Annotated in this window: 11 protein-coding genes and 2 pseudogenes; 7 read left to right on the top strand and 6 right to left on the bottom strand. The window is 66.6% G+C overall.

What is annotated here, in order from left to right:
- Window positions 1-6 precede the first annotated feature (6 nt).
- Together bcpA and KS03_RS32640 are read right to left on the bottom strand one after the other, a co-directional pair.
- Window positions 7-9462, bottom strand: a complete 9456-nt coding sequence (gene bcpA / locus KS03_RS05395; RefSeq protein ID WP_015877810.1) for a contact-dependent inhibition toxin BcpA — start codon at window positions 9460-9462, stop codon at window positions 7-9.
- Window positions 9463-9702: 240 nt separating this feature from the next.
- Window positions 9703-9843: pseudogene (locus KS03_RS32640) on the bottom strand (IS6 family transposase); the annotation flags it as partial.
- Between KS03_RS32640 and KS03_RS33320 the strand changes: the two are divergent.
- The 3 genes and pseudogenes from KS03_RS33320 to hpaR all read left to right on the top strand — a co-directional run.
- Window positions 9827-9967, top strand: a pseudogene (locus KS03_RS33320) (class II aldolase/adducin family protein); the annotation flags it as partial. The pseudogenes KS03_RS32640 and KS03_RS33320 overlap by 17 nt on opposite strands.
- 141 nt (window positions 9968-10108) lie before the next feature.
- Window positions 10109-10978 carry an MOSC domain-containing protein gene (locus tag KS03_RS05385; protein ID WP_015877811.1) on the top strand — a complete coding sequence of 290 codons (870 nt, stop codon included), beginning with the start codon at window positions 10109-10111 and terminating at the stop codon, window positions 10976-10978.
- A 376-nt stretch (window positions 10979-11354) separates the two neighbouring features.
- Window positions 11355-11795: a homoprotocatechuate degradation operon regulator HpaR gene (gene hpaR / locus KS03_RS05380; RefSeq protein ID WP_015877812.1), complete on the top strand. Its 441-nt coding sequence runs from the start codon at window positions 11355-11357 to the stop codon at window positions 11793-11795.
- A gap of 164 nt (window positions 11796-11959) precedes the next feature.
- On the opposite strand, the gene KS03_RS05375 is transcribed toward hpaR, so the two are convergent.
- Window positions 11960-13234, bottom strand: a complete 1275-nt coding sequence (locus KS03_RS05375; RefSeq protein WP_015877813.1) for an SfnB family sulfur acquisition oxidoreductase — start codon at window positions 13232-13234, stop codon at window positions 11960-11962.
- Window positions 13235-13461: 227 nt separating this feature from the next.
- On the opposite strand from KS03_RS05375, the gene KS03_RS05370 reads away from it, so the two are divergent.
- Together KS03_RS05370 and KS03_RS05365 are read left to right on the top strand one after the other, a co-directional pair.
- On the top strand, window positions 13462-13827 hold the full coding sequence (locus tag KS03_RS05370; RefSeq protein ID WP_015877814.1) for a DUF3564 domain-containing protein: 366 nt from the start codon (window positions 13462-13464) through the stop codon (window positions 13825-13827).
- A 616-nt stretch (window positions 13828-14443) separates the two neighbouring features.
- Window positions 14444-14845: a winged helix-turn-helix domain-containing protein gene (locus KS03_RS05365; RefSeq protein ID WP_015877815.1), complete on the top strand. Its 402-nt coding sequence runs from the start codon at window positions 14444-14446 to the stop codon at window positions 14843-14845.
- Between the two features lie 54 nt (window positions 14846-14899).
- Here KS03_RS05365 and treA read toward each other — a convergent pair whose 3' ends face one another.
- Window positions 14900-16525, bottom strand: coding sequence for an alpha,alpha-trehalase TreA (gene treA / locus KS03_RS05360; protein WP_015877816.1), 1626 nt, complete (start codon window positions 16523-16525; stop codon window positions 14900-14902).
- A 654-nt stretch (window positions 16526-17179) separates the two neighbouring features.
- Between treA and KS03_RS05355 the strand changes: the two genes are divergently transcribed.
- Entirely contained in the window at window positions 17180-18577 is a 1398-nt protein-coding gene (locus KS03_RS05355) for an MFS transporter (protein WP_015877817.1), read from the top strand.
- A 446-nt stretch (window positions 18578-19023) separates the two neighbouring features.
- Entirely contained in the window at window positions 19024-20244 is a 1221-nt protein-coding gene (locus KS03_RS05350; RefSeq protein WP_015877818.1) for a winged helix-turn-helix domain-containing protein, read from the top strand.
- A 37-nt stretch (window positions 20245-20281) separates the two neighbouring features.
- Here KS03_RS05350 and KS03_RS05345 read toward each other — a convergent pair whose 3' ends face one another.
- Together KS03_RS05345 and KS03_RS05340 are read right to left on the bottom strand one after the other, a co-directional pair.
- A complete protein-coding gene (locus tag KS03_RS05345; protein ID WP_015877819.1) occupies window positions 20282-20500 on the bottom strand; it encodes a DUF1653 domain-containing protein in 219 nt (72 codons plus the stop codon).
- 102 nt (window positions 20501-20602) lie between these two features.
- Complete coding sequence (locus KS03_RS05340) at window positions 20603-22054, bottom strand: M20 family metallopeptidase (RefSeq protein ID WP_035976844.1); 1452 nt, start codon at window positions 22052-22054, stop codon at window positions 20603-20605.
- Between the last annotated feature and the right edge of the window lie 176 nt (window positions 22055-22230).

Here is a 22230-nt window from a genome sequence, read left to right as displayed (position 1 = left end):
GACACCTTATTTTATCTTCACAAGCGTTGCGCCATTAGAATTAACACCCGTAACGATCTTTACAAGTTTTCCACTATCAATTGCCTTCTGGATCAGGTCGGCAGTTGCCCTTTGATTTGCATCTCCACTTCGAAGGCGGGCAACTGCGCTATCAACCCATCCATCAGTCATTTGCGTCGGCAAGCTACCGGATGGGCCATTAAGCTGGACCGACCCGTTCGCGTTCAACGGCTTGACTTCGTTGATATATACTGTGTCCCCCTTGATGTAGACGCCGTCGAAGCAATTGACGCCACACTTACCATCCAATGGAGTAAAGCCGTTGCGTACGAAGTAGTTGTTCGCCACATATTCGCGGGCCTGCCCCTGCAAATCCTTCGACGGAAGCTGGTCGAGTTGTGACAGCACGCCTTGTTCTGCGGTATTCAACTTCAACGGCATGCTCTCCATCGTCACCTTGCCGGTGCTGATGAACCCTTTGCCCGTCGGATTCACCGACCCAGCCAACCAAACGTCAATCGACTCACCTGCGCGCGCTACTGCCGACGCGATCTTGTTGGTCAGGATACCGCCGATGACCGTTTCCTCGATCGTGTAATCGGGCTTCACTGAACCATTTTGCGTGGCGAATTTACTCAACCGATCCTGATCACGCTGGCTCGCGCCTGGCGCAATCGAGCCGGGGAGCGAACCCAGTACAGAGTTTAAATACTGGTCAGAACGCTGTTCGGGTGTCGCACTGAAATACGTCTGAGCCGAACCATCGGAGATCAGCGGGGAGCCGCGTACCAAAATCGGCTTGCCCATATACTGCGACAGCATGTCTTGCGCCGTCTGAAGGTTCGTCAGGTAAGAGCTCAGCCCCCCCATCGCGCCTTCGCTGGTCGGATTGTCCGCCGTCTGGATCAGCGTCTGAAGGTACGCCATGTTTTCCTTGTTGGCGGTGTCGTCGACCATGCCCTTCGCTGCGCGCTCCAACAGGTCGGTCCAGTAGGTCGTCGCGCTCGCGACGCAACCCGCATCACCATGACAGACAGCTTGCGCTTTCTCCTTCGCGAGCTTTTCGACTACCTTCACCTCTTCCACGTGAAGTTGCCGATTGTAAAGCTCGTTGTTGATGGCCGACCCTGCGCCGGCCAGCGCACCGGATGAACCGCCACCGGCAACGGCGCCAGCCGCCGCACCGCCGGCCGTCGCCACGATCTCGTTCAGCGCATTGCGCACGGACGCTTGCGCGCTCAGCGGCAACTGGCTCACCGTCTGATCAATGATCGGCTGCGCCAACGACTGCAACACGTCTCCGGCCAGCGAGCCGGCTAACGCGCCGCCGATGTTCCCGCCCGACAGCGCTGCACCGATCGCCGCCACGGCTGCATGCAGCGCGTCGCGACCCGCACCGCCTTCGCCGAACAGGGCTTTCATCTGCGGGCTACTGTTTTCCAACTGCGTCGCCGCTTCCGCTACCGCGAACGTCGCGACCTTGCCGAACGCCTGCGCAAACGCCAGGTTGTTCTGGACCTTCTGCAGGTTGAACGTGTTTTCCACCGTTTGGTTCGCGTTCGCGGTGTCGCGAGACAGCCCGGCCGTGCTGTCTGTGCCGGTCTGTTCATCCGACTTCACAACGATCTGTGCCGGACTTACCGCCGCGTGGGTGACGCCGCTCGCGCTGTCACCCGTCTGTGCGAAAGTCGGCCCTCCCGAGATCGAAAACCCCTCCGATGATCCGGAATACGACATCTTGTTCTGGATGTCGGTAAATCCGAGACTGCCGGTCGTCAGCGTGTTGCTATCGGCTGGCGCGGCGCTCGCGATCTGCGCGCCGTTGAGTTGCGTGTGGCCCGCCACGTTGACGTCGAACCCTCCGTTGCCTGCCACGATGCCGGATTGCTGGTTCGCCGACGCATAGTTCGCGCCGATACCGGTATGGCCGATCGACGCGTCAACACCACCACCGGAGCCGAACGTAAAACTACCGCTCGCCCCCGTGTTGTGTTGGTTGCTGCTGTAGTTCGACGTATCCTGAAGACTCGTCATCGTCAAATCGCCGCCGACGTCGACCTTGACCTTATCACCCGATACCCGTGCGCCGATAAGCGTGGTGTCACCGCCCGAGGTCATCGTCAGGTTGTTGCCGGCCGCCACTGTCGTGTTGGTTTGCGTGACGCTATCGCCATCACCTTGGCCATGTGCGTTGGAGCCATTCGCGAAGACGCTGATGCCGGTGTGCTTACCCACACCGATCGCCACGCCCGCATTCCAGCCGGTCGAACTACTCGAGCTGGTGCTCTGCTCGGTACTCTGCGCGCTCTGCAACGTAATCCTGTTGTTGGCATCAAGTCCGACGTTCTTGCCGAGGACCGACGTTCCGGTCATCGCAATGTTGCCGGTACCTGCTTGGGCATTTCCGTTCGCGTCCGGGATGCCGGTCGCGACAATGGAGACGTTGCCATTGCCGATGATCGACGACCCCTTTGCATCCGAAATCGATGTCGTCGCATTACTGCTGCTATGGTTCGACCCGATGCTGAGTTGTACCTGAACGCCCTTGACGGCATCGCCGACGTTACCGTTCGATAGGGCATTGGCGGTATTCTTGATCCCGCCGCGGTTCTGGTATGCCTGCTCGGCTGCCGCCAAGCCTTGTACCGCCGCGAGGCGCGAATCGCCCGACCGCAGACCCTGGCGGACCGTGCTCTCCATCGACTGCCCGAGTCCGACCAGCCCGCCTCCCAATCCGACACTCAGTCCGGACTGGCCGAACTGCTGCGACTGCGCATCCTTGTATGTATCGTATGCGGCATTCACGGTCACGTTCTGTGCGGCAACTCCGACATCCTGGCCCGCGACAATCGTGCTCCCAGTCATCATCACGTCCTTTCCAGCCTGGATCTTGACATTGCCCTGCGATGACCCGATCACACTCCCGTTATTCGTCACCGAGCTGGTTTGGCCTTGCTGCGCTGTCGAGCGCGAACCAGCCGTGACCGACAGACCGCCGTTCGTGAGCAGGCCCGACTCCTTCTTCTCGTAGTAGCTGGACGATTGAGTCGTATCTTGCGATGTCTTGATATTGACGTCGCGCTTGGCTTGCAACGTGACGTCATTCGTGCCCACGACGTTGCTGCCGGTTACGTTGATGTCTCGATTGCTGACGATGTTGACGCCATCGGCAGATACCGTGCTGCCCGCGCTATAAATCGCCGTCTGGTCGACCCCGCTCGCAGCCTTCATGCCGCTCAGCACATTGCTGTGGCTATGCGTTTCGTGAAAGTTCAGTTCGTGTTTCTCGGTTGCCGCGCCGACGTTTACGTCGCCGGCGGCCAGCAGGTTCGCGTTGCCTTGGTCGAGGCCGATTGCGCTGCCGGACAGCGTGATGTCCTTGCCCGACACGATATTGACCGTATCGCCTCCCTTCAGCGTCGTGCCGGTCAGGGTCTCGTCGGACGTGTGCAGCGTCTCGGCATAGCTGCCGTGTCTGTCGCTGCCCGAACTGCTGCTGTTCACGGTCGAGGTCGCACTTGCGGTGCCGAGCGTCACGTTGCCCTTGGCCGCAAGCGAGCCGCCCTGGCCCAGGTCGATCTGCGCACCCTGTGCCGTCAGATCGCCATCCAAGACGACATTCGATTGCCCACCAACCGTCACCGAGCTGCCAGTGACCGTGTTGATGTCGGTGTTCGACACGCCGTTGGCCCGCTGCACGATCTTGTGCTCGCCGGTCTGCACGGCGCCGAGATCCCAGTTGCCGCCGACCTTCATGCCAAGATTACCGCCGACGGATAGGTCGCCCGCGTTCTGCCGGAAGTTGCCGCCGGTCGTGATCGACGCGTCGCCCGAGACGTCCAGCTTCGCGGTCGGCCCAAGCGTCGTCACCACGCTCGTCGCGCCGTCCCGGCTCACGCGCGTATTCGTTTTCGTCACCGTGTCGAGAATCAGGTCCTTGCCGGCGTCCAATTTCAGGCTGCCAGCCTTTACGTTCGCCGACGTCAGATCGATGTTGTTCTCGGTCGAAAGCGACATCAGTCCGCCGCTTTGCAGCGTGCCGAACGCGTTGTCGATCTGCTTGCCCTGGATCGCCAGCGTATTGTCCGCTTCGACGCTGCCGCTGTTCGTGAACGACTGCGCGTTCTGGAGATCGATATCCGTGGCCGCGATCAGCGGGCCGTTCGCGTTCTGCTGGCTGACCCGTGCGAGATACACGACCGGCACCAGCACCGACTGGCCGTCGACCACGCGCGTTTCCATCAGGATCACGTTGCTGGTCAGCTTGGCTACCTGGTCGGCCGACAGGCTCGCGCCAATCGGCAGATCGAGCGACTTCGACAAATCGGCGCCGGCCTCCATCAGCGATTCATACATCGTCTGCAGGTCCGCGTACGGTCCGAGCACCGCCTTGCCCGTCAGCGATGTGACCTGATTGCGTACCAGTTGTTGCTCGTAGAAGCCGTCGCCCAGACGCTTCGGGACATGCGTCAGGTCGACACCGATCTGACTGAAGAAGTAGTCGCTCGAGATGAAATTTTTCTGGTTCGTGAACGCCGGATTCGTCTCGATCACGTAGCGGGCATTCGGCGCGGCAGTCGCCTTGAATAGCCCGCCCTGCGCAATGGTGAGGTTGTTCAGGACGTCCAGCGCCGTCGCGCCGGCGACGATCGGATCGACCGGCGCGGCCGGTCCGCCGTGCACCGACGACGCTACCGATTTCGCGCCGCTCGCGTTACCGCTCAAGTGGGCCGGTGTGACACCTGGCACCGATTGCCCGGGCAGCAGGCCGAGCGGCGGAATCGACGCGTTACTGGCCGTGTTGTTGACGCTCACACCCGTGCCCGAAATCTTGCCGTTGGAACTCAGCGTCGAAAAGTAGCCCGGCAGCGTGTAATCCTTGATCGATGCCGGCGCCACCTGTGTGTAGCCACCCGGCCGCCCGGTCACGAACGGCGCGCTGCCGAACGGCAATTGCCAGTCGTATTCGGTATTGTCGTAGTTGTTGTAGTGATACTGCCCGGAATAGGAGACCGTCACGCCCGGCAGGTTCTGGCCCGACGCCGCCCAGCCGTCCGCATCGTAGTGGGCCGGCATCTTGATTTCGCCGACGGCCGCGATGTTGCTCCAGTAGTTTTGCAGGGTGCCGACCGACGATGCCTCGATCCCGCCGCCCGAGATGATCTGGGCGGCCGGGCTAATCCCCGTTACCGTCGTCGCCGTCGCGCCGTCGGCATAGTAGGTCGTGAACTGATAGCTGCTGTTCCATTGGCCGCCATGAGGCGGCGAAATGAACATGCCGCCCGGCTGTTTGATCAGTTCGGCCGCTTGGTCCGGTGTGGGGTCCTGGATGCCGTAACTCGTCTGACCGGTGCAATTCCCCACGAAATACGCCGCGCACCCGGACATGCTGATGCCGAACTGCGCGAGCGCTGCCGGATCGATCGAACCGGTCGAGGTCGTCATCACGCGGCGCCTGCTCGTCACCTTGTCGGCGTGCAGTTCCATGTCGCCGCCGGACTGGGTCAGCGCCGAGACGTTATTGAACTGCGCCGCGTTCGTGTAGTTGCCGCTCGGGTCCTTGCCGCCCGCCAGCACGACCTTGCCCATGCCGAAGATGGCGGTCGTCGCCATCGAATCGGCCGAGGTCGTGTCGTCGCGGTTTTCGATGTCGTGCGCGAGGATTTCAAGCGTGCCATTGCTGTCCGAACCGCCAATCAGTGCGGTGGGGCCGAGATTCGAGATCGTGCCCGTTGCATCGAGCGACGTGCTGGCGCCCACCAGCGCGCCGGTATTGGTCAGATTGGCCGATTGCGTATTCAGCAGGCCACCGGCCGTCAACGCGCCTGCGTTGACGATGTTCCCCGCGCTGACGCTCAGCTCGTTGGCCGCTTGCAGGTTCGCGTTGTTGGTGAAGGTGCCGGGCAGCTTGAAGACAAGATCGTGACCGACGTTGAACTGCGTATCGGATGTCGCCGTATAGTCGCCCTGCAGGTTCACGTCGGCGTCGTGCGTCGCGCGATACGTGCCGCCTTGCAGCGTGGCCGCCGCCATCGAAAGGTCGTGCGTCGAGCTGATCTGGCCGTTGGTGTTCGTGATCGCGCCAGTCGTCGTGACGTTCACATCGCCGCTCGTGTTCGCGACGTTCCCAATGCTACCGCCGCTGTTGTCGAGCGTATTCGCGTTGACGTGCAGGGATCCGCCGCTGAGCTGACCGCCTTGCGTGTTGCTGATCGACGTGGCGCCGATCGTCACGTCGCCGTTGCCGGTGATGGCGCCCATGCCCGATGCGCCGCCAGCCTGGCTGTTCACGATCTGGCGGCCGCCTTGCACCGACATCTTGCCCGCGCCGAGTTCGACAATGGCGCCGCCCGCGTTGTCAATCGAGGTCGATTGAAGGTCGAGCGTGCTGGTGTCGCCCGCAACCGATTGGCCAGCCTGGACGTGCCCGCCTTGGTTTGATAGAGCACCACCGTTCGTCAACGACAGCGACGCGTCCGATCGCAGCAGGCCGAGCGCGTTGTTCACGTCGCCTGCGACGATGGCGTTGAGGCCAAGTTGCGCGGCCAGGCTACCACCCGCGTTGTTCCAACTGCTCGCGTTGACGATCGCTTGGCCCTTGGTCACGATGGTACCCGAGGCATTGTTCAGCGCACTGGCTCCATTGCCCGGCGCGATCGTCAGCCTGCCGGTGCCGGCATGCGTGATGGTGCCGCCCGCGTTGTTCAGCTCGGCCGGCTCAAGCGTCAGGTCCGTGGCGTTGGTCTGGATCACGCCGGCCGCCGAGTTGTCGAGCCTGCCACTGACGCCGAGGCCCATTGCCGACGAACCGTACTGCGTGATCGTGCCGCCGTGGTTGACGAGGTTTTCCGCCGTCAGCGAAAGCCGATTGGCGTCGAGCTTGCCATCACTGTTATCGAGCGTCGAATCGGCGCTGACCGACAGATTCGGCGCGACGATCGAGCCGCCCTGATTCGTCATCGAACCCGCGTGGATCGTCGCATTCGTACTTGCGCCGATCTGGCCTCCGTCGTTCGAGAGTGTGCCGCTCGTGACGTTCAGATCCGTGTTCGACAACAGCTTGCCGTTCGCGTTGGTCAGCGTGCTGCCGACGGTTGCCGCCAGTCCATCCTGCGCATTGATCGATCCCGACGTGTTGTTCAGCGTCTCGGCCTGCGCGACAACGCGCCCGTTGCTGGCGATCACGCCGCCGAGGTTCGACACCGAGCCGGTGCCGGTGCCAACCGTCAGCGTGCCGGTGCCGGCGTGAGTAATCGTGCCGCCATCGTTGACGATCACCGTCGGGGCGAGCGTCAGCTCGGTGCTGTTGCTTTGCAGCGTGCCGCCACTGGCATTGTCGAGGGTGCCCGACACATTGACGGCCATCTCGTCCGTCCCGGTCTGGGTGATCGTGCCGCCGTGGTTCACGAGGTCGGTCGCGTTCAGCGACACATGGTCGGCCTGCACGGTCCCGGCGCTGTTGTCGAGCGTCGTTGCGCTGACCCTGGCCGTCTGCCCGACGATCGAGCCGCCGTTGTTCGCCAGGTGCGCGCCGGCCTCCACCTCGACGTTTTGCGCGGCCTGCAGCGTGCCGCCGCCGTTGTCGACCGACTGGCCCGCAACGTTGAGATCGGCATTCGAAGTGATCGCACCGCGGTTGACAATGTTTGCCCCCTGCACCGAAACATCACCGTTGCCGCCGATGACACCGCCCTGCGCGCCATTCGCCGTGGTACCCGCGGCGTTGGTCAATTGGCCGCTCGTCGACACCGACAGGCCGTCACCGTTGAGCGACGTGATCCGCCCTGCCGTGTTATCCAGCGACGCGCCGGCCACCGTCATGCCGTTCGCGCTTTGAAGGGTCCCCTGGTCATTCGCGATAGCACCGCCTCGCACCTGCGCCGTACTCTCGGACACCAGTTCGCCGGACTGGTTTGCGATCTTTCCGGCCACCTCGACCGACAGCGGCCCCTGCGATGAAACCTTGCCACTCTGGTTCGACAGACTGCCGCTGGTCAGCGTCGTGCCGCCGCCGCTCGACAGATTGCCGTGATCGTTGATCACACTGCCCGACGCATTCGCCTGAATGGCGCCTTGCGTGCTCGTCGTCGCGTTAGACAGGTTCACGTCGCCGGCGGTCGCGTTCAGCGACAGATTGCCGTTCGCCGCCGTCTGGCTGCCGGCGAGATTCACGCTGCCGCCCGTCAGCGATGCGTTGCCGCCCGCTACGTTCTGGCCAGTCGCAGTCAACTGGCTCGACGCCGTCAGGTTCAGGTCGCCGCCGTGCGTGACGGAACCGTCGTTGTCCACGCCCGCGCCGAGCGTGCCTGTCGAGTTGATGCCCGCGGCGTCGACCGTCGTATTTTGCTGCGCCGCGAGCGTCCCGCTGTTTGTCAGAGCGGCCGCCGTGTCGGCCGTCAGCGACTGCTGCGCGTAGGTCGTGCCGCTATTCTGTATCCCATCCGCGGCCGACAGCGCGAGGTGGCCGCTCGTCGTCGTATTGCCGCTGAGCACGAGCCGGCCGTTCGACTGCAGCGTCAGGTCGCCTGCCTGCGCGGTGATGGTGCCGGCGTTGGCAACCCCCACACCGAACTCGTTCGAGGCGAGGAAGATCCTGTTGCTATACATGCCGCCCAGTTGGCTCACGTCGATCGCAACCGCCGGAGCAGGGCCCTCGCCGGCAATCGACGTCGCGTCAAGCGTGTCGCGCTTGACCTGGGCCGCCCCGGCGACCACGTTCAGGTTCTTCGCATAGATGGCGGAATTGACCTGGACGGCGCGGGCGATGAGGTCCACCTGGTCGGTGCCGGTTGCGTTCAGGCCGGCGCCCGACACGGTCACGAGCCCGTGGTTGACGTTGTAGCCGACGAGCGAACCGTCGGGTCCGTAGAACGGTACGCCCGTGGTCAGGGTCGCGCGGCTGGTATTGATAAAGCCCGCGCCATCCAGATAAATGCCCGAGGGATTGGCAAGGACGAGCTCCGCGCGAGCGCCCGCGATCTCCAGTGCGCCGCGAATTTGCGAGGGGCTCGGGCTGTTGACCTGGTTGACGATGATGCGTGCCGCATCGTTCGGCCCAAAGTTCGGATTACCGTTGATCCATCCGCCAAGCTGGGTCTGAACCATCTTGGCCGAGTTGTTCAGGATCGCGCCAGCCTTCCGGACGTCGAACTGGTTGTAGGTGTTGACCGACACACCGCCGCCACCGGGCTTGTTGATATTGACTTGAGGGAGCCCGTTCGGCGTCTGGATCACCGCCGGCGCGTTCGGCCCCGCACCGACGATTTGCGCATCCGCAGGCATCGACATGGCCCCGGCCATGGCCGAGCCGGCGAGTACGACAGCGACGCATGTGCTGGCCGATCGCCGCCGCGTGCGTGCCTCACCGCTTGCGGATTTCCCCCCGGCCGTCGCAGTCTCCGCGACGGCCACCGCCATTTTCCGAAGCCTGGAATACACCAGGCGGTGCGCATTCTTGTTCATCCTGGTCGACGCGGCCCGCGCCCATTTGCTGATTAGTTGGCGCGAGCTTACCGAGACATAACAAATAACTGTCAATAACCAAAATGATTGTTGACAAAAACACAAATTTACTTTTGGCCTTGTCCGATATCAGTGTCTTTCGTCAAAGGGATATTGATGGACATCACGGACGAGCGTTCGTCCGGCGCCGTCACGTCAGCGGAGTATGTTCACAAGGGGCGCAAGCGTGACCGGCATGTTTCATGCCGAAGGCGGACTACGGGTGACCTCGGTCAGTTCATGCCACGTCGAGAAGCGTATGACGGGGTGTTTGCGATAAAGCGAGGCACGCAGCAAATGCGGCTTCAGGGCGAAGTGCCGACGGATCGGCCCGAAGCTCGAGCGGCTCGCCGGCGCGTTCCGGATCTTCGCGCAGCACGGCTTCGCGCACGGTTTCGCGGATCACATCACCGCGCGCGATCCCGAACTGCCCGACCACGTCTGGGTCAATCCGCTCGGCGTGCATTTCTCGCGCCTCCAGGTGTCCGACCTGCTGCTCGCAAACAGCCACGGCGAAACGGTAGCTCGATACCACCGCCCCCTCCGGATCATCGATCTGGCAGAATCCGGATTCCCCGCACCTCGCGCGCCCCGCACGCCCACCGTCATGCCGATCCTCAGTGAACTGTTCCTCTATCCGATCAAGTCCTGTGCCGGCATATCGGTCACGCGCGCGCGGCTGCTGGAAAGCGGCCTGGAACACGACCGCGGCTGGATGGTGGCGGAGCCGTCCGGCGCGATGGTCACGCAGCGCGAGCACGCCAGGCTCGCGCTGGTGCGCGTCGCGATCGGCGAAACCGAGCTGCTGGTCGACGCGCCCGGCATGCCCACACTGTGCACACCGCTCGACCCACGCGCCCACCAGGGCGCGCCGACGCTGCGCGTCACGGTCTGGGGCAGCAGCTTCGACGCGCTCGACACCGGCGCGGCCACGGCGCAGTGGTTCAGCGACTATCTGGGCATCACGGTGCGGCTGATGCGCTTCTCGCCAGAGGTGCGTCGCGAGGTGAGCCGCGAGTGGACCGGCCGGCTCAGCACCCACACTCAGTTCGCCGACGGCTTCCCGGTGATGGTGGTCGGCCAGTCCTCGCTCGACGATCTGAACGCGCGGCTCGCACGGCGCGGCGTGCCGGCGGTGGGCATGGACCGCTTCCGCCCGAACCTGGTGATCGCGGGGCTCGCGGCCTACGAGGAGGATTTCGTCGAGCAGCTGGACGTGCAGACCGCCTCGGGTCCGATCCGGCTCAGGCTCGTCAAGCTCTGCACGCGCTGCCCGATCCCCGACATCGACCAGACGCTCGGCGGCCCGCATCCGCAGTGGCCGCACGAGCCGCTCGACACACTGAGCACCTATCGCGCGAGCGCACGCTTCGGCGGCGCGCTGACGTTCGGCAAGCATGCGGTGCTCGCGAGCGCCGGAGCCGGCGTACTCGAAACCGGCCTGCCGCTCGAGGCCGAGATCGGCTTCGACGATTGAGCCCGCGCGCGGCGCTTCCCACCATCTGACATTGTCAGTAATCCTCTTTTTCCGGCTGCGCCGGCCGGATGCGCCGGCTCGCGCGGCGGCGCCACCAGGGTTTTCCCGAACTGTCACGCCACGCCGGACGGCACTCGCGCCCCCGCGCGGCCGAGGTTCGCCGGCCGCTGGCGGACGCCGCGCCTTTGCCGTATCGACAACGAACGACATCGGAACGAAGCGGAAATTGCTGCGTCGATTTCCGTCGAAATGCTTAATTCATTCACAAATTCAAGCGTATCGACATACGAATTTCATCGAAACAGGACGAGTCGAAAACATTTCGTCCTGTTAAGATTGTTACCTTGCTCGCAATACCAACACCGAACCGATTTACATGAATCGCACGATTGACCATCGCAATCTAACGATGTTGCTGCTGGAAGCTCGCGAGGCGCTGGTCGGCCGCTTCCGTCCGATCCTCAAGGAAGCGTCGCTGACCGAGCAGCAATGGCGGATCATCCGCTTACTCGATGGCGAACCGCGTGGCGAACTCGAAGCCGGCCAGATCGCCAAGCGCTGCTGCATCCTCAGCCCCAGCCTGACGGGCGTGCTCGAACGGCTCGAGCGCGACGGCCTGATCACGCGCATGCGTTCGACCGAGGACCAGCGCCGGCTGCTCGTGGCACTGACCGAGCGCAGCCGCCAGCTGGCGCGCAAGATCGGCCAGCGCATCGACGACCAGGATCGCCAGCTCGAACAACAACTCGGCGCGGACGGCCTGCGCGCGATCTATACCGCGCTCGACCGCCTGCTCGAAGTCGCCTCGGTTCACTAGCCGGTACATTTGTACGCGGCGCGAAGTCAGCCCGTCGCGCCGCTTCGGCACCGAGTCAGGACCACGGCCTGGCGACTCGCCCTCCGTCCGTCAGGACAGCCGATCAACCGCCTCCCGATAGACCGACACGTCTGTCCACCATCGAGTGCCGGCGTGCATCGGTATCAATTCCACGCATGCCGGGCCGGCCTCGCGCCGTTCAGGTAGTAATTGCCGACCAGATGGTATTTCCAGCGCACCGGATCGTGCAGCGTGTGCGTGCGCGCGTTGCGCCAGTGCCGGTCGAGGCCGTACACGGCGAGCGTGGCCTGCGTGCCCGCCAGTTCCAGCAGCTTCTGGCTCGCGAGCAGCGCGGCCTCGGTGGTCAGCACCTTGGCCTCGCCCACCTCGACCGATGCGCGCGCAACATCCTCGTCGCTCAGCTCGCCGCGCGCGGCCAGCGCGTCGAGCGTGCGCGCCGCGCGGTCGAGCAGCGCGTCGGCGGCGTGCAGCGAGATCACCAGCTTGCCGGTCTCGCTCAGCGTCAACGGATCGTCGGCCGCGCGCGCCACGCCGCTGTCCACCCACGGCCGCGAGCGCTCGCGCACGAAGCGCAGCGTATCGTCGAGCGCCGCCCGCGCGATGCCGGCGTCGATCGCGGCCTGGAGGATCTGCGAAAGCGGGCCGTTCAGGGTCGGCTGGTCCGACACGCGCTGCGCCGGAAACACGTGCGAGTCGGGCACCACCACCTGCTCCAGCCGCACCGTGCCGCTCGCCGTGGTGCGCTGGCCGAAGCCCGACCAGTCGTCGATCACGGTCAGCCCGGGCGTGCCGCTCGGAACGTAGGCGAGCCACGCCTGGCGGTCGGCGTCGAGGCCGAGCACCGGCACGTAGTGCGCGAACAGCGCGCCCGTGGAATAGAACTTGGTGCCGTTTACGCGCCAGTGGTCGCCGTCGCGCACGATCGTCGTCTTCAGGTCGAGCACATGCTTCGTACCCTTCTCCGAGAAGCCGTTGCCGAAGCGCCGGCCGGCCAGCACCTCGGCGAAGAACGCGCGCTTCTGCGCCTCGCTGCCGGTCAGCGCGATCACGTCCACCAGCCCGAAGTGGTTCTGCGGCAACTGGCCGAGCGACGGGTCGGCCGCCGAGATCAGCCGGATCACCTCGACCAGGGTGACGAACGACACGCCCGCACCGCCGTAGGCCTTCGGCACCGTGATCGCCCACAGCCCCGAGCGCGAGAACCATTCGATCTCCTCGCGCGGCAGCCGGCGCTCGCGGTCGCGCTCGATCGCGCCGGCCGCCAGGCGCTCGGCCAGTTCGCGGGCCACCTCGATCGCCTCCTGGTCGGACGTGATTCGGTGCGCGGGCGCGGCATCAAACGCGGGGGCGGACGCGGCAGCGCCGGCCGGTGCGTCGACGGCCGGAGCACGGGGCGTGATGAGGTCGGGCGTGGACATCGGCATCTCCGTATGGGGAACGAAACGCCAATCTATCAACGGCCCGCGGCGCGCCAAAACGATCGATTCGGGAATCGATATTCCGGCGGCGCGGTGCCGATGCCGCGAAGCCAGGGCCTACGCTCGAGCGACGCGGCAATTTCATTGCGCGCGAGCCTTGAGTTTAGCGGGAGGGCTTCTAGACTGTTTATTCGACCTTTTTCCCATGTCCCGCTTCAGGAGTTCTCATGCGCCTCACGATTCGGATCAATGGAACCAGTCAGACCGCACGCCAGCCGTCCTACGCCGTCCTGTGGGTCGATACCGATGAACAGCTCTGGTCGCGCGAGGCGCATCAGGGCATCGATCTGCCCTGCTGGGGCAAGGTGAAACACGTCGAGGGCGCGGTGGCGCTGTGCGCCGCCGACGGCGACGAGGCGTTGTGCCGGCTGCAGGGGCTGTCGATCGAACGCGCCTCGGCCGCCTCGCGCGCCGACGGCCACGGCACCGCCGTGCTCGGCAGCGGCACGCCGAGCGGCGCATGGCGGCTGCAGGCCGTCGATCGCTGCGCGACCACGCCCGAAACGCAGGGCTTCACGATCGTCGAGCGCTGAGCGGCCCGCGCGTCGCTCAGGCCTCATGCGGCGACGAGCGCGCGAGCGGCTCCGCACCGCCTGCGCCAGCCCGCGCGTAGGCGCCGACGTCGCTCCCCGTGGTTCACTCACCGAGGTTCGCAGCTTCCGCGTTCTGCTTCCAGCCCGCTCCCGGCCCCCCGCCTTTGCCCGCGCCCTGTGGCTCACCACGGCGATCCCCGGTCGAATCCAGACTCGCGCCGCCGCATCGCGCAGCGGCGCGCTGCGCCCGTCCGATAGCGCCGCCCTCGCCTTGCGCTGCCGCCCGGCCCGCAGCCGCCCTGCAGGCCATCTCGCCTCACGAATCGAACGTCCCGACCGTTTCGCCGTAAGCAACACGCCCGGCCCGCGTGCCGTCGCTGCAACGTAACGCGTTCGTAACGCGCGCCCGGGTGCTACGTAACACTTCGTCACGTTCTGACCAACTCATCCCCTCGGCGAGCGCCCCCACCCGCAGCTCCCGATCAATATTTTCTTTCAAATCATGCCACTAGCGATTCAGACCGACGACGATGCGCGGTCCCGCTCGGCATGGCCCGGATATTGCGTGGTATTAAGCGTTCCGCTTCGGGGCCACCAGACAATTGCGAGGACCATCATGGATTGCAAGTATCTGTACATCGACAACATAAAAATCAACTTCGTCCGCCGTTCGATCGACATCGACGGCGCACCGATCGACATCACGCCGCGCGAATTCGACGTCGTCGAATTCCTGCTCGACAACATGAACAAGGTCGTGCCGCGCCACGCGATTCAGGAAGCCGTGTGGGGCCGCGAGCTCGGCGTGTCGTCGCGCACGCTCGACACGCACATCTCGCGGATCCGCTCGAAGCTCAAGCTCGACAACGACAAGAACATGCGCATCATCCCGATCTATTCGATCGGCTATCGCCTGGTGCTGTTCGGCGCGGCTACCACGCACGTCGAGCCGCACGACCAGCCGAGCTCGCGCCGCATGCCGCAACCGGGCGCGCAGGTATCGCACGCGTTCCTCTGAGCGCCGCTGCGCGCGAGCGGCCCGTCGCCGGAATCCGGCGGCGGGCCGGTTTCATTACTGTCCGTAGCGGTCGAGCAGCTTCGCGGTCACGCCGTTGGTCCAGCCGAAGCCGTCCTGCAGCGGGTACTCCCCGCCGCCGCCGCCCACGCCGGCCCCCTCCACCACGTACTTCTCGACGAGCTTGCCCTCGCGCGCGTACACGCCCTTCACGTCGGCCAGGAAACGCTTGCCGATCTCGTCGGCGAGCGGGCGTTCGCCGTAGCGCGTGAGCCCCTGGATCGCGATCCATTGCAGCGGAGCCCAGCCGTTCGGCGCATCCCACTGCTGGCCGGTGTTGCGGGTGGTGGTGGCGAGGCCGCCCGGCTGCAGCAGCGTGTCGCGCACGTGCTGGGCGGTGGAGATCGCGTGCTCGGGGGTGGCCGCGCCGGCGTAGAGCGGGTAGAGCGCGGCCGCGCTGAGTCCGTCACGCGGCTTGCCGAGCTGCCAGTCATAGTCGCCGTAATAGCCGGCCGGATTCCACAGATAGCGGTTGATCGCGGCGTCGCGGCGCGCGGCGCGCGCGGAAAAATCGGCCACGCAGGCGACATCGTGCGTGACGCCGCAGCCCTTCACGATGGTCTTCTCCAGGTGGTACATCAGGCTGTTCAGGTCGACCGGCACGATCGCGGTGGTGCGGATGGTGGCGAGCGTGCGGCCGTCGCCGAGCCAGCGCGAGCTGTAGTCCCAGCCGCTCTCGGCACCGGCGCGCAGGTCGCGCCACACCTCGGCCGCGGGCCGGCCCGTGGCCGCGCGCGCAGTCTGCACGTCCTCGAGGTAGGATTCGTCGCGCGGCGTCGCGCTCGCATCCCAGTAGCGGTTCAGGATCGCGCCGTCGGGCATCGCCACCACGTGCGCCGACGCGCTGCCGCGCGGCGTGCTCGCTTCACCCTGCATCCAGTAAGCATATTCCTTGCGCAGCGCCGGCAGATACTTCTGGTAGACGCCGTTGCCCTCCTTCTTCGCGGCCAGCTCGACCATGTAGGCGAAGAACGGCGGCTGCGAGCGGCTCGCGTAGTAGGTGCGATTGCCGTTCGGCACGTGGCCGACCGTATCGATCAGGTAGGCGAAGTTGTCGAGCATCGCGTCGACCAGATCCTCGCGCCCGGCGTCCTGCAGGCCGAGCATCGTGAAGTAGCTGTCCCAGTAGTAGCCTTCGCGGAAGCGGCCGCCCGGCACCACGTATGGCTTGGGCAGCGCGATCAGCGAGCCGTAGCGCGGCGCGCCGTCGGTGTTGCGCGTCAGGCGCGGCCACAGCCAGTCGATGTGGGCGCGCAGCGTCTGGTTCGCGGGCGGCGTGACCACGCTGTCCACCGGCGGCGTGAAGTGCTTGGCGACGAACTCGCGCAGCGAAAAGCCCGGCGCATCCTTCTGCTGCGCGTAGAACTGCACGATCGTGGACGGATCGGCGTCGGGCGTCGAATCGACGAAGGTCTTCTGATCCGGAAACAGCTGCGCGGTCTGCACGGCCACGAACAGGTCGCCATAGAGCTGGCTCGGCGGCGGCAGCAGGCCGGCAGGCTGCGCGGCGGCCGCCGCGGCGTCGGTACCGGCGGCACGCGCGGCCGCCGGCGTGGCCGACTGCGCCGTGTTCATGTCGGAGCAGGCGGGCAACGACACGAACGCGGCCGCGAGCACGAGCATGGAGCCCGCGCGATGGCCGAGGGCGTGCCGTGCACGGCGCCGTGCCGCCACGGCCACGGTTTTCGTAGAGCTGACGCGCAACGCGCGGCGGGCTTGGGCCGCCGCTTCCGGCGCGGGGTTCGACATGGGCTGCTCGGGTAAGATCGCCATCTTCGTTCCTTTTTCTCGACTATCCGAAGGCTCGATGATGCCTGAGCTAGCCCGATGCCTGGGTTGCGCAGCGCACCACCGCTTCCGTCGGGCAGGCCGGAAGCGGCGCCCGCGCGCGCATTCGGGCGGCTGGCCGGTGCCCGGCCGGGCCGGCCGGCATGCGGTACGGGCGCCGTCATGACCGCGCCCGGCACGCGCGCGAGCCGGCCCCGGCCGCGCCGCGCATGGCCGTAGCACGTGGCGTGCCGTGCCTTTGTCCGCCCGAGGCCGGGCGCGCGGGCCTGGCCCGCCGCCGCCGTGGCTCGCGCGGCGCGCCGGGGCTGCCGAAGCGAACGCGCCGGCTCCGGCACCCGATGCCGCCAGCCGTCGCGAGCCTCCGCTGCGAAAAGCGCGCGGCTCGCCCACGGCGCCTGGCCGTTCGTCCAGGTCACTGGCGGCGGCGGTCGCGCCGACGCCGGGGCGGGATCGATGCAATAATGGCGCCTTTGCCGCGCGTCGATCGCCATGCCGCCCGTCGTCCATCCCTTCATCGCACCGCTGATCGTCGCCTGCGCGTTGTTCATGGAGACGGTGGACGCCAACATCATCGTCACCGCCTTGCCCGCGATGGCCCGGGCCTTCGGCCACAGCCCCGTCACGCTCAACATCGCGATCACCGCCTACGTCGTGGGGCTCGGCGTGTTCATCCCGATCTGCGGCTGGCTGGCCGACCGCTACGGCGCGCGCACCGTGTTCCGCACCGCGATCGGCATCTTCGTGGCCGGCTCGCTGATGTGCGCGGCCTCCACCAACCTCGCGCTGTTCACGTTCGCGCGCTTCGTGCAGGGCGTGGGCGGCGCGATGATGGTGCCGGTCGGGCGCATCATCATTTTTCGCGCGGTGCCGCGCTCGGACCTGATCCGCGCGATGAACTACCTGAGCCTGCCCGCCCTCTTCGGCCCCGCGTTCGGGCCGCTGCTCGGCGGCTTCCTCACCACCTACCTGCACTGGCGCCTGATCTTCTTCATCAACGTGCCGGTGGGCATCTACGGCATCTATCTCGCCAACAAGTACATCGCCAACACGCACGAGCCGAACCCGGGGCCGCTCGACTGGTTCGGCTTCCTGCTGTCGGCCGCGGGCGCCTCGCTGCTGCTGATGGGGCTCACCATGCTGGACGGCGCGCTCGTCAGCCAGCGCGCCGCGTTCCTGATGTGCGTGGCGGGCGGCCTGCTGCTGAGCGGCTACGTGCTCTATGCGCGGCGCGCCGCGCAGCCGGTGCTCGACCTGCGGTTCCTGAAGATTCCCACCTTCCATGCGAGCGTGGCGGGCGGCTCGCTGTTTCGCATCGGACTCGGCGCAGTGCCGTTCCTGCTGCCGCTGACGCTGCAGGAGGGGCTCGGCATGAGCGCGTTCACCTCCGGGCTCGTGACCTGCGCATCGGCGGTGGGCGGCACGCTCTCGCGGCTGCTGTCGCAGAAGCTGCTGCGCCGCTACGGCTTTCGCCGCGTGCTGATGGTGAACGCCGCGCTCGCCGGCCTTGCCATCGCGATGTACGGCACCTTCTATCCGGGCATGCCGACCTGGGCGATCTGGGTAATCGTGCTGGTGGGCGGCGTGTTCCCCGCGCTGCAGTTCACCAGCCTCAACTCGGTGATCTACGCCGAGATCGCGCCGCGCGACATCGGCCGCGCCACCAGCCTCGGCAGCGTGGTCCAGCAGATGTCGCTGGGCCTCGGCGTGACGGTGGCCGGCATCGTGCTGCATCTGTCGGTGGCGCTGCGCGGCCATCCCTCGGTGCAGTGGTCCGATTTCTGGCCGGCATTCCTGGTGGTGGGGCTCTGCTCGTTCGCATCGATTCCAATCACGCGCCGGCTCGCGCCGAATGCGGGCGACGAGATCGCGCGCGGCAAGCGCGGCTGACGCGCGACGCCGGCCCGCCGCGCCGGCGAGGCACGGGTGAGAGGCGAAACGGGAAAACGGCGCAAAGCCGGCCGGAAGAACGCCGTGGCGGCCGCGCCGCCGTGCGTCCGCACCGAAGCGCATCGGCCGCGCAAAAGAAATCGGCGGACATCCGGGTCCGGTCGAAGACCGTTCGGATGTCCGCGCCAATGAGTCCGGGCCGGCAACAGCGTCGCCACGCCCGGATTCGCGCCCTGCGTGCCATTGACATATGTGCGTCGGGAGCGAACCGTTGACGATGAACCGTCAAGGCATGCTCGACACTATAGGGAAACTCGCGGCGCCCATCTGTCAACGATTGTCAGATATGTGGCACGAGCGTGGCGGGCCCGGCATGGCGTCCACCCGAGCGTGCCGCCGATTCGCGCTACAGTGATGTCCCGTTTCCACTCCCCGCCCTGGCCGCCATGACCGCGTCTGCCCCGCTCTCGCTCAACGCCGCCCGCTCGCTGCATCTGGCCGCCCAGGGCCTGCTCGGTGCGCCGCGCCGCAAGGCCGTCAAGGCCGACGTGCTCGATGCGATCCGCCGCATGGCGCAACTGCAGATCGACACGATCCATGTGGTCGCGCGCAGCCCCTACCTGGTGCTGTTCAGCCGGCTCAGCCCCTACCCGCCGCAATGGCTCGACGAGCATCTGGCCGAGGCGAGCCTGTTCGAGTACTGGTCGCACGAGGCCTGCTTCCTGCCGATCGAGGCGTTCGGGCTGATGCGCCACCGCATGCTCGACCCGCAGCGGATGGGCTGGAAATACGCGGCCGGCTGGCACGGCCAGCATCGCGACGCGATCGACGCACTGCTCGAACGGGTGCGCGCGACCGGGCCGGTGCGCTCGGCCGATTTCGCGCGCGCGGCCGGCGAGAAGGGCAGCGGCTGGTGGGACTGGAAACCGGAGAAGCGCCATCTGGAGGTGCTGTTCTCGACCGGGCAGCTGATGGTGGCCGCGCGCCACAATTTCCAGCGCATCTACGACGTCCGGGAGCGCGTGCTGCCGCACTGGGACGACGCGCGCGACCTGCCGAAGCCTGACGAGGTGATGCCGCAACTGCTGCGCAATACCTGCCGCGCGCTCGGCATCGCGCGCGCGGACTGGGTGGCCGATTACTACCGGCTGCCCAAGCGCAGCTATCGTGACGAACTGCACGCGCTGGCCGATGCGGGCGAGCTGCTGCCGGTGGCCGTGGAGGGCTGGAAGCAGGACGCCTTCGTGCATCGCGATCTCGCGCCGCTGCTCGCGCGCGCGGCCGACGACACGCTGCGCTCGTCGGTGACCACCCTGCTCTCGCCGTTCGACCCGGTGGTCTGGGATCGGCGGCGCGCCTCGCAGCTGTTCGGCTTCGACTATACGATCGAGTGCTATACGCCCGCGCACAAGCGCCGCTACGGCTACTTCTGCCTGCCGGTGCTGCATCGCGGCAAGCTGGTCGGCCGCGTGGACGCCAAGGCGCATCGCGCGCAGGGCGTGTTCGAACTGAAGGCCGTGCACGTCGAGCCGGGCGTGAGGCTCGGCAGCGGGCTCACCGCCGACGTCGCGCGTGCGATCCGCCGGCTGGCCGACTGGCACGCCACGCCCGAGGTGGCCGTGGGTGACGCGCCGCGAGAGCTGAGGGCCGCACTCGCCGGAGGCTGAGCGCGGCGGCCCGGCAGCGATTCGGCCGCAGCCGCGGCTAGTCGCCCAGCGCGAGGAAACGCGGACGGCCGCCGGCCAGCGTGTCGTGGAAGAGCGAGACGGGGCGCACCCACAGGCCGCGCTCGTGCGGCCAGAGGTGTTCGTACACGACGTGCGGCTCGTCCGTCTCCGAGTGGCGCGCGGTGCCGATCACGCGATAGAGGCCGCCCTTGTAATGACGGTGGGTGGCGATCCGTTCGGCTTCCTGCTCGGTCATGCTGGTCGATGCTCCATCGAATGCGAGGACCGCATTGTAGCGGCAGGCGCGCCGCACTAGCCCTGCAACGCCGCCCGGCCCACTAGTCCCCGGCTGCGCCGCTCAGCGCGTGGCGGCGATCACGTCGGCCACGGCCGCCGTCAGCTTCTTGGCATACGGCACGTGCAGGAACTCATTCGGCCCGTGCGCGTTCGATTTCGGCCCCAGCACGCCGCACACCATGAACTGCGCGGCCGGGAACCCGGCCTGCAGCACGTTCATCAGCGGAATCGTGCCGCCCAGGCCCATGTAGGCGCAGTCGGCGCCGAAGTGGCGGCGCGACGCCTGGTCGAGCGACGCGGCCAGCCACGGCGCGAGCTCGGGCGCGTTCCAGCCGGTGGCCGCGCCGGAGTCGGGCTTGAACGTGACCTTCGCGTTGTAGGGCGGATCGAGTTCGAGCAGGCGCTTCAACTCCTGCACCGCCTGCGCCGCGTCGACGAGCGGCGGCAGCCGCAGCGACAGCTTGAACGCCGTCCTCGGCCGCAGCACGTTGCCGGCGTTGTCGAGCGGCGGCAGGCCGCCCGCGCCGGTCACGGCCAGCGAGGGCCGCCAGGTCGAATTGAGCAGCGCCTCGCGCGGATCGGTGGTGGTGGGCAGCACCGGGCGGCCGTCCTGGCCGCAGGCCCAGGGCAGCCCCTTCCAGACCAGGTCGCCGAGGATGGCCGCGGCCGCCTCGGTCTCGCGCACGCGGCCGGCCGGCACCTCGCAATGAAACACGCGCGGCAGCAGGCTGCCGCTCGAGGCGTCCTCGAGCCGCTCGAACAGCTGCCGCATGATCCGGAAGCTCGACGGCGCGATGCCGCCGAACACGCCCGAATGCAGCCCTTCGTCGAGCACCTCCACCTGCAGTTCGCCGGACACGAGGCCGCGCAGCGAGGTGGTCAGCCACAGCTGGTCGTAGTTGCCGGCGCCCGAATCGAGGCAGACCACCAGGCCGACCTTGCCGAGCCGGTCGCGCAGCGCATCGACGTAGGGCAGCAGGTCGAAGCTGCCCGATTCCTCGCAGGTCTCGATCAGGCCCACGCAACGCGGGCGCTCGATGCCCTGCGCATCGAGCGCGGCCAGCGCCGTCAGGCTCGCGTAGATCGCATAGCCGTCGTCGGCGCCGCCCCGGCCGTAGAGCTTGCCGCCCTCGTACTTCGGCGTCCACGGGCCCAGGTCGGCGCGCCAGCCGTCGAATTCGGGCTGCTTGTCGAGATGGCCGTAGAGCAGAATCGTTTCAGTGGTGCCCGAGCGCGTGGCCGGCGCGTCGAAGAAGATCACCGGCGTGCGGCCCGGCAGCCGGACGATCTCGAGCGTGAGGCCGCGCACCGGCTGGCGCGCGGCCCACTGCGCGGCGTCCACCACCACGCGTTCGAGCAGGCCGCGCTGCTGCCAGTCGGCGTCGAACGCCGGGCTCTTGGCCGGAATCGCGATGTAGGCGGTCAGCTCGTGAACGATCTCATCGTTCCATTTGCGCTCGATGAAATCGGCCAGACGGCCGTGATCGATCGTGGTGTCGGCGGGGCTTGTCATGATCGTGTCGGAATCGGTGAAGACGAAGCGTCGATGATAGCGCCGATGCGCGCGCAAGCGCGCCGGCATCGGGCGCGCCGGCGCAGCCGGCGACGAAGGGGCGCAGCGCCGGCGCGAAGCCGGCTTCCTGGGTCGGCCCAGCCGGTGCGCGGCGCGCCCGGCGCCGAACGGTTGCG

This window comes from Burkholderia glumae LMG 2196 = ATCC 33617 (assembly GCF_000960995.1).
In the GTDB taxonomy this organism is placed as follows: Bacteria; Pseudomonadota; Gammaproteobacteria; order Burkholderiales; family Burkholderiaceae; genus Burkholderia; species Burkholderia glumae.
The sequence above is the reverse complement of the archived record's forward strand: the minus strand, read 5'-3'. Positions and strand labels throughout refer to the sequence as shown.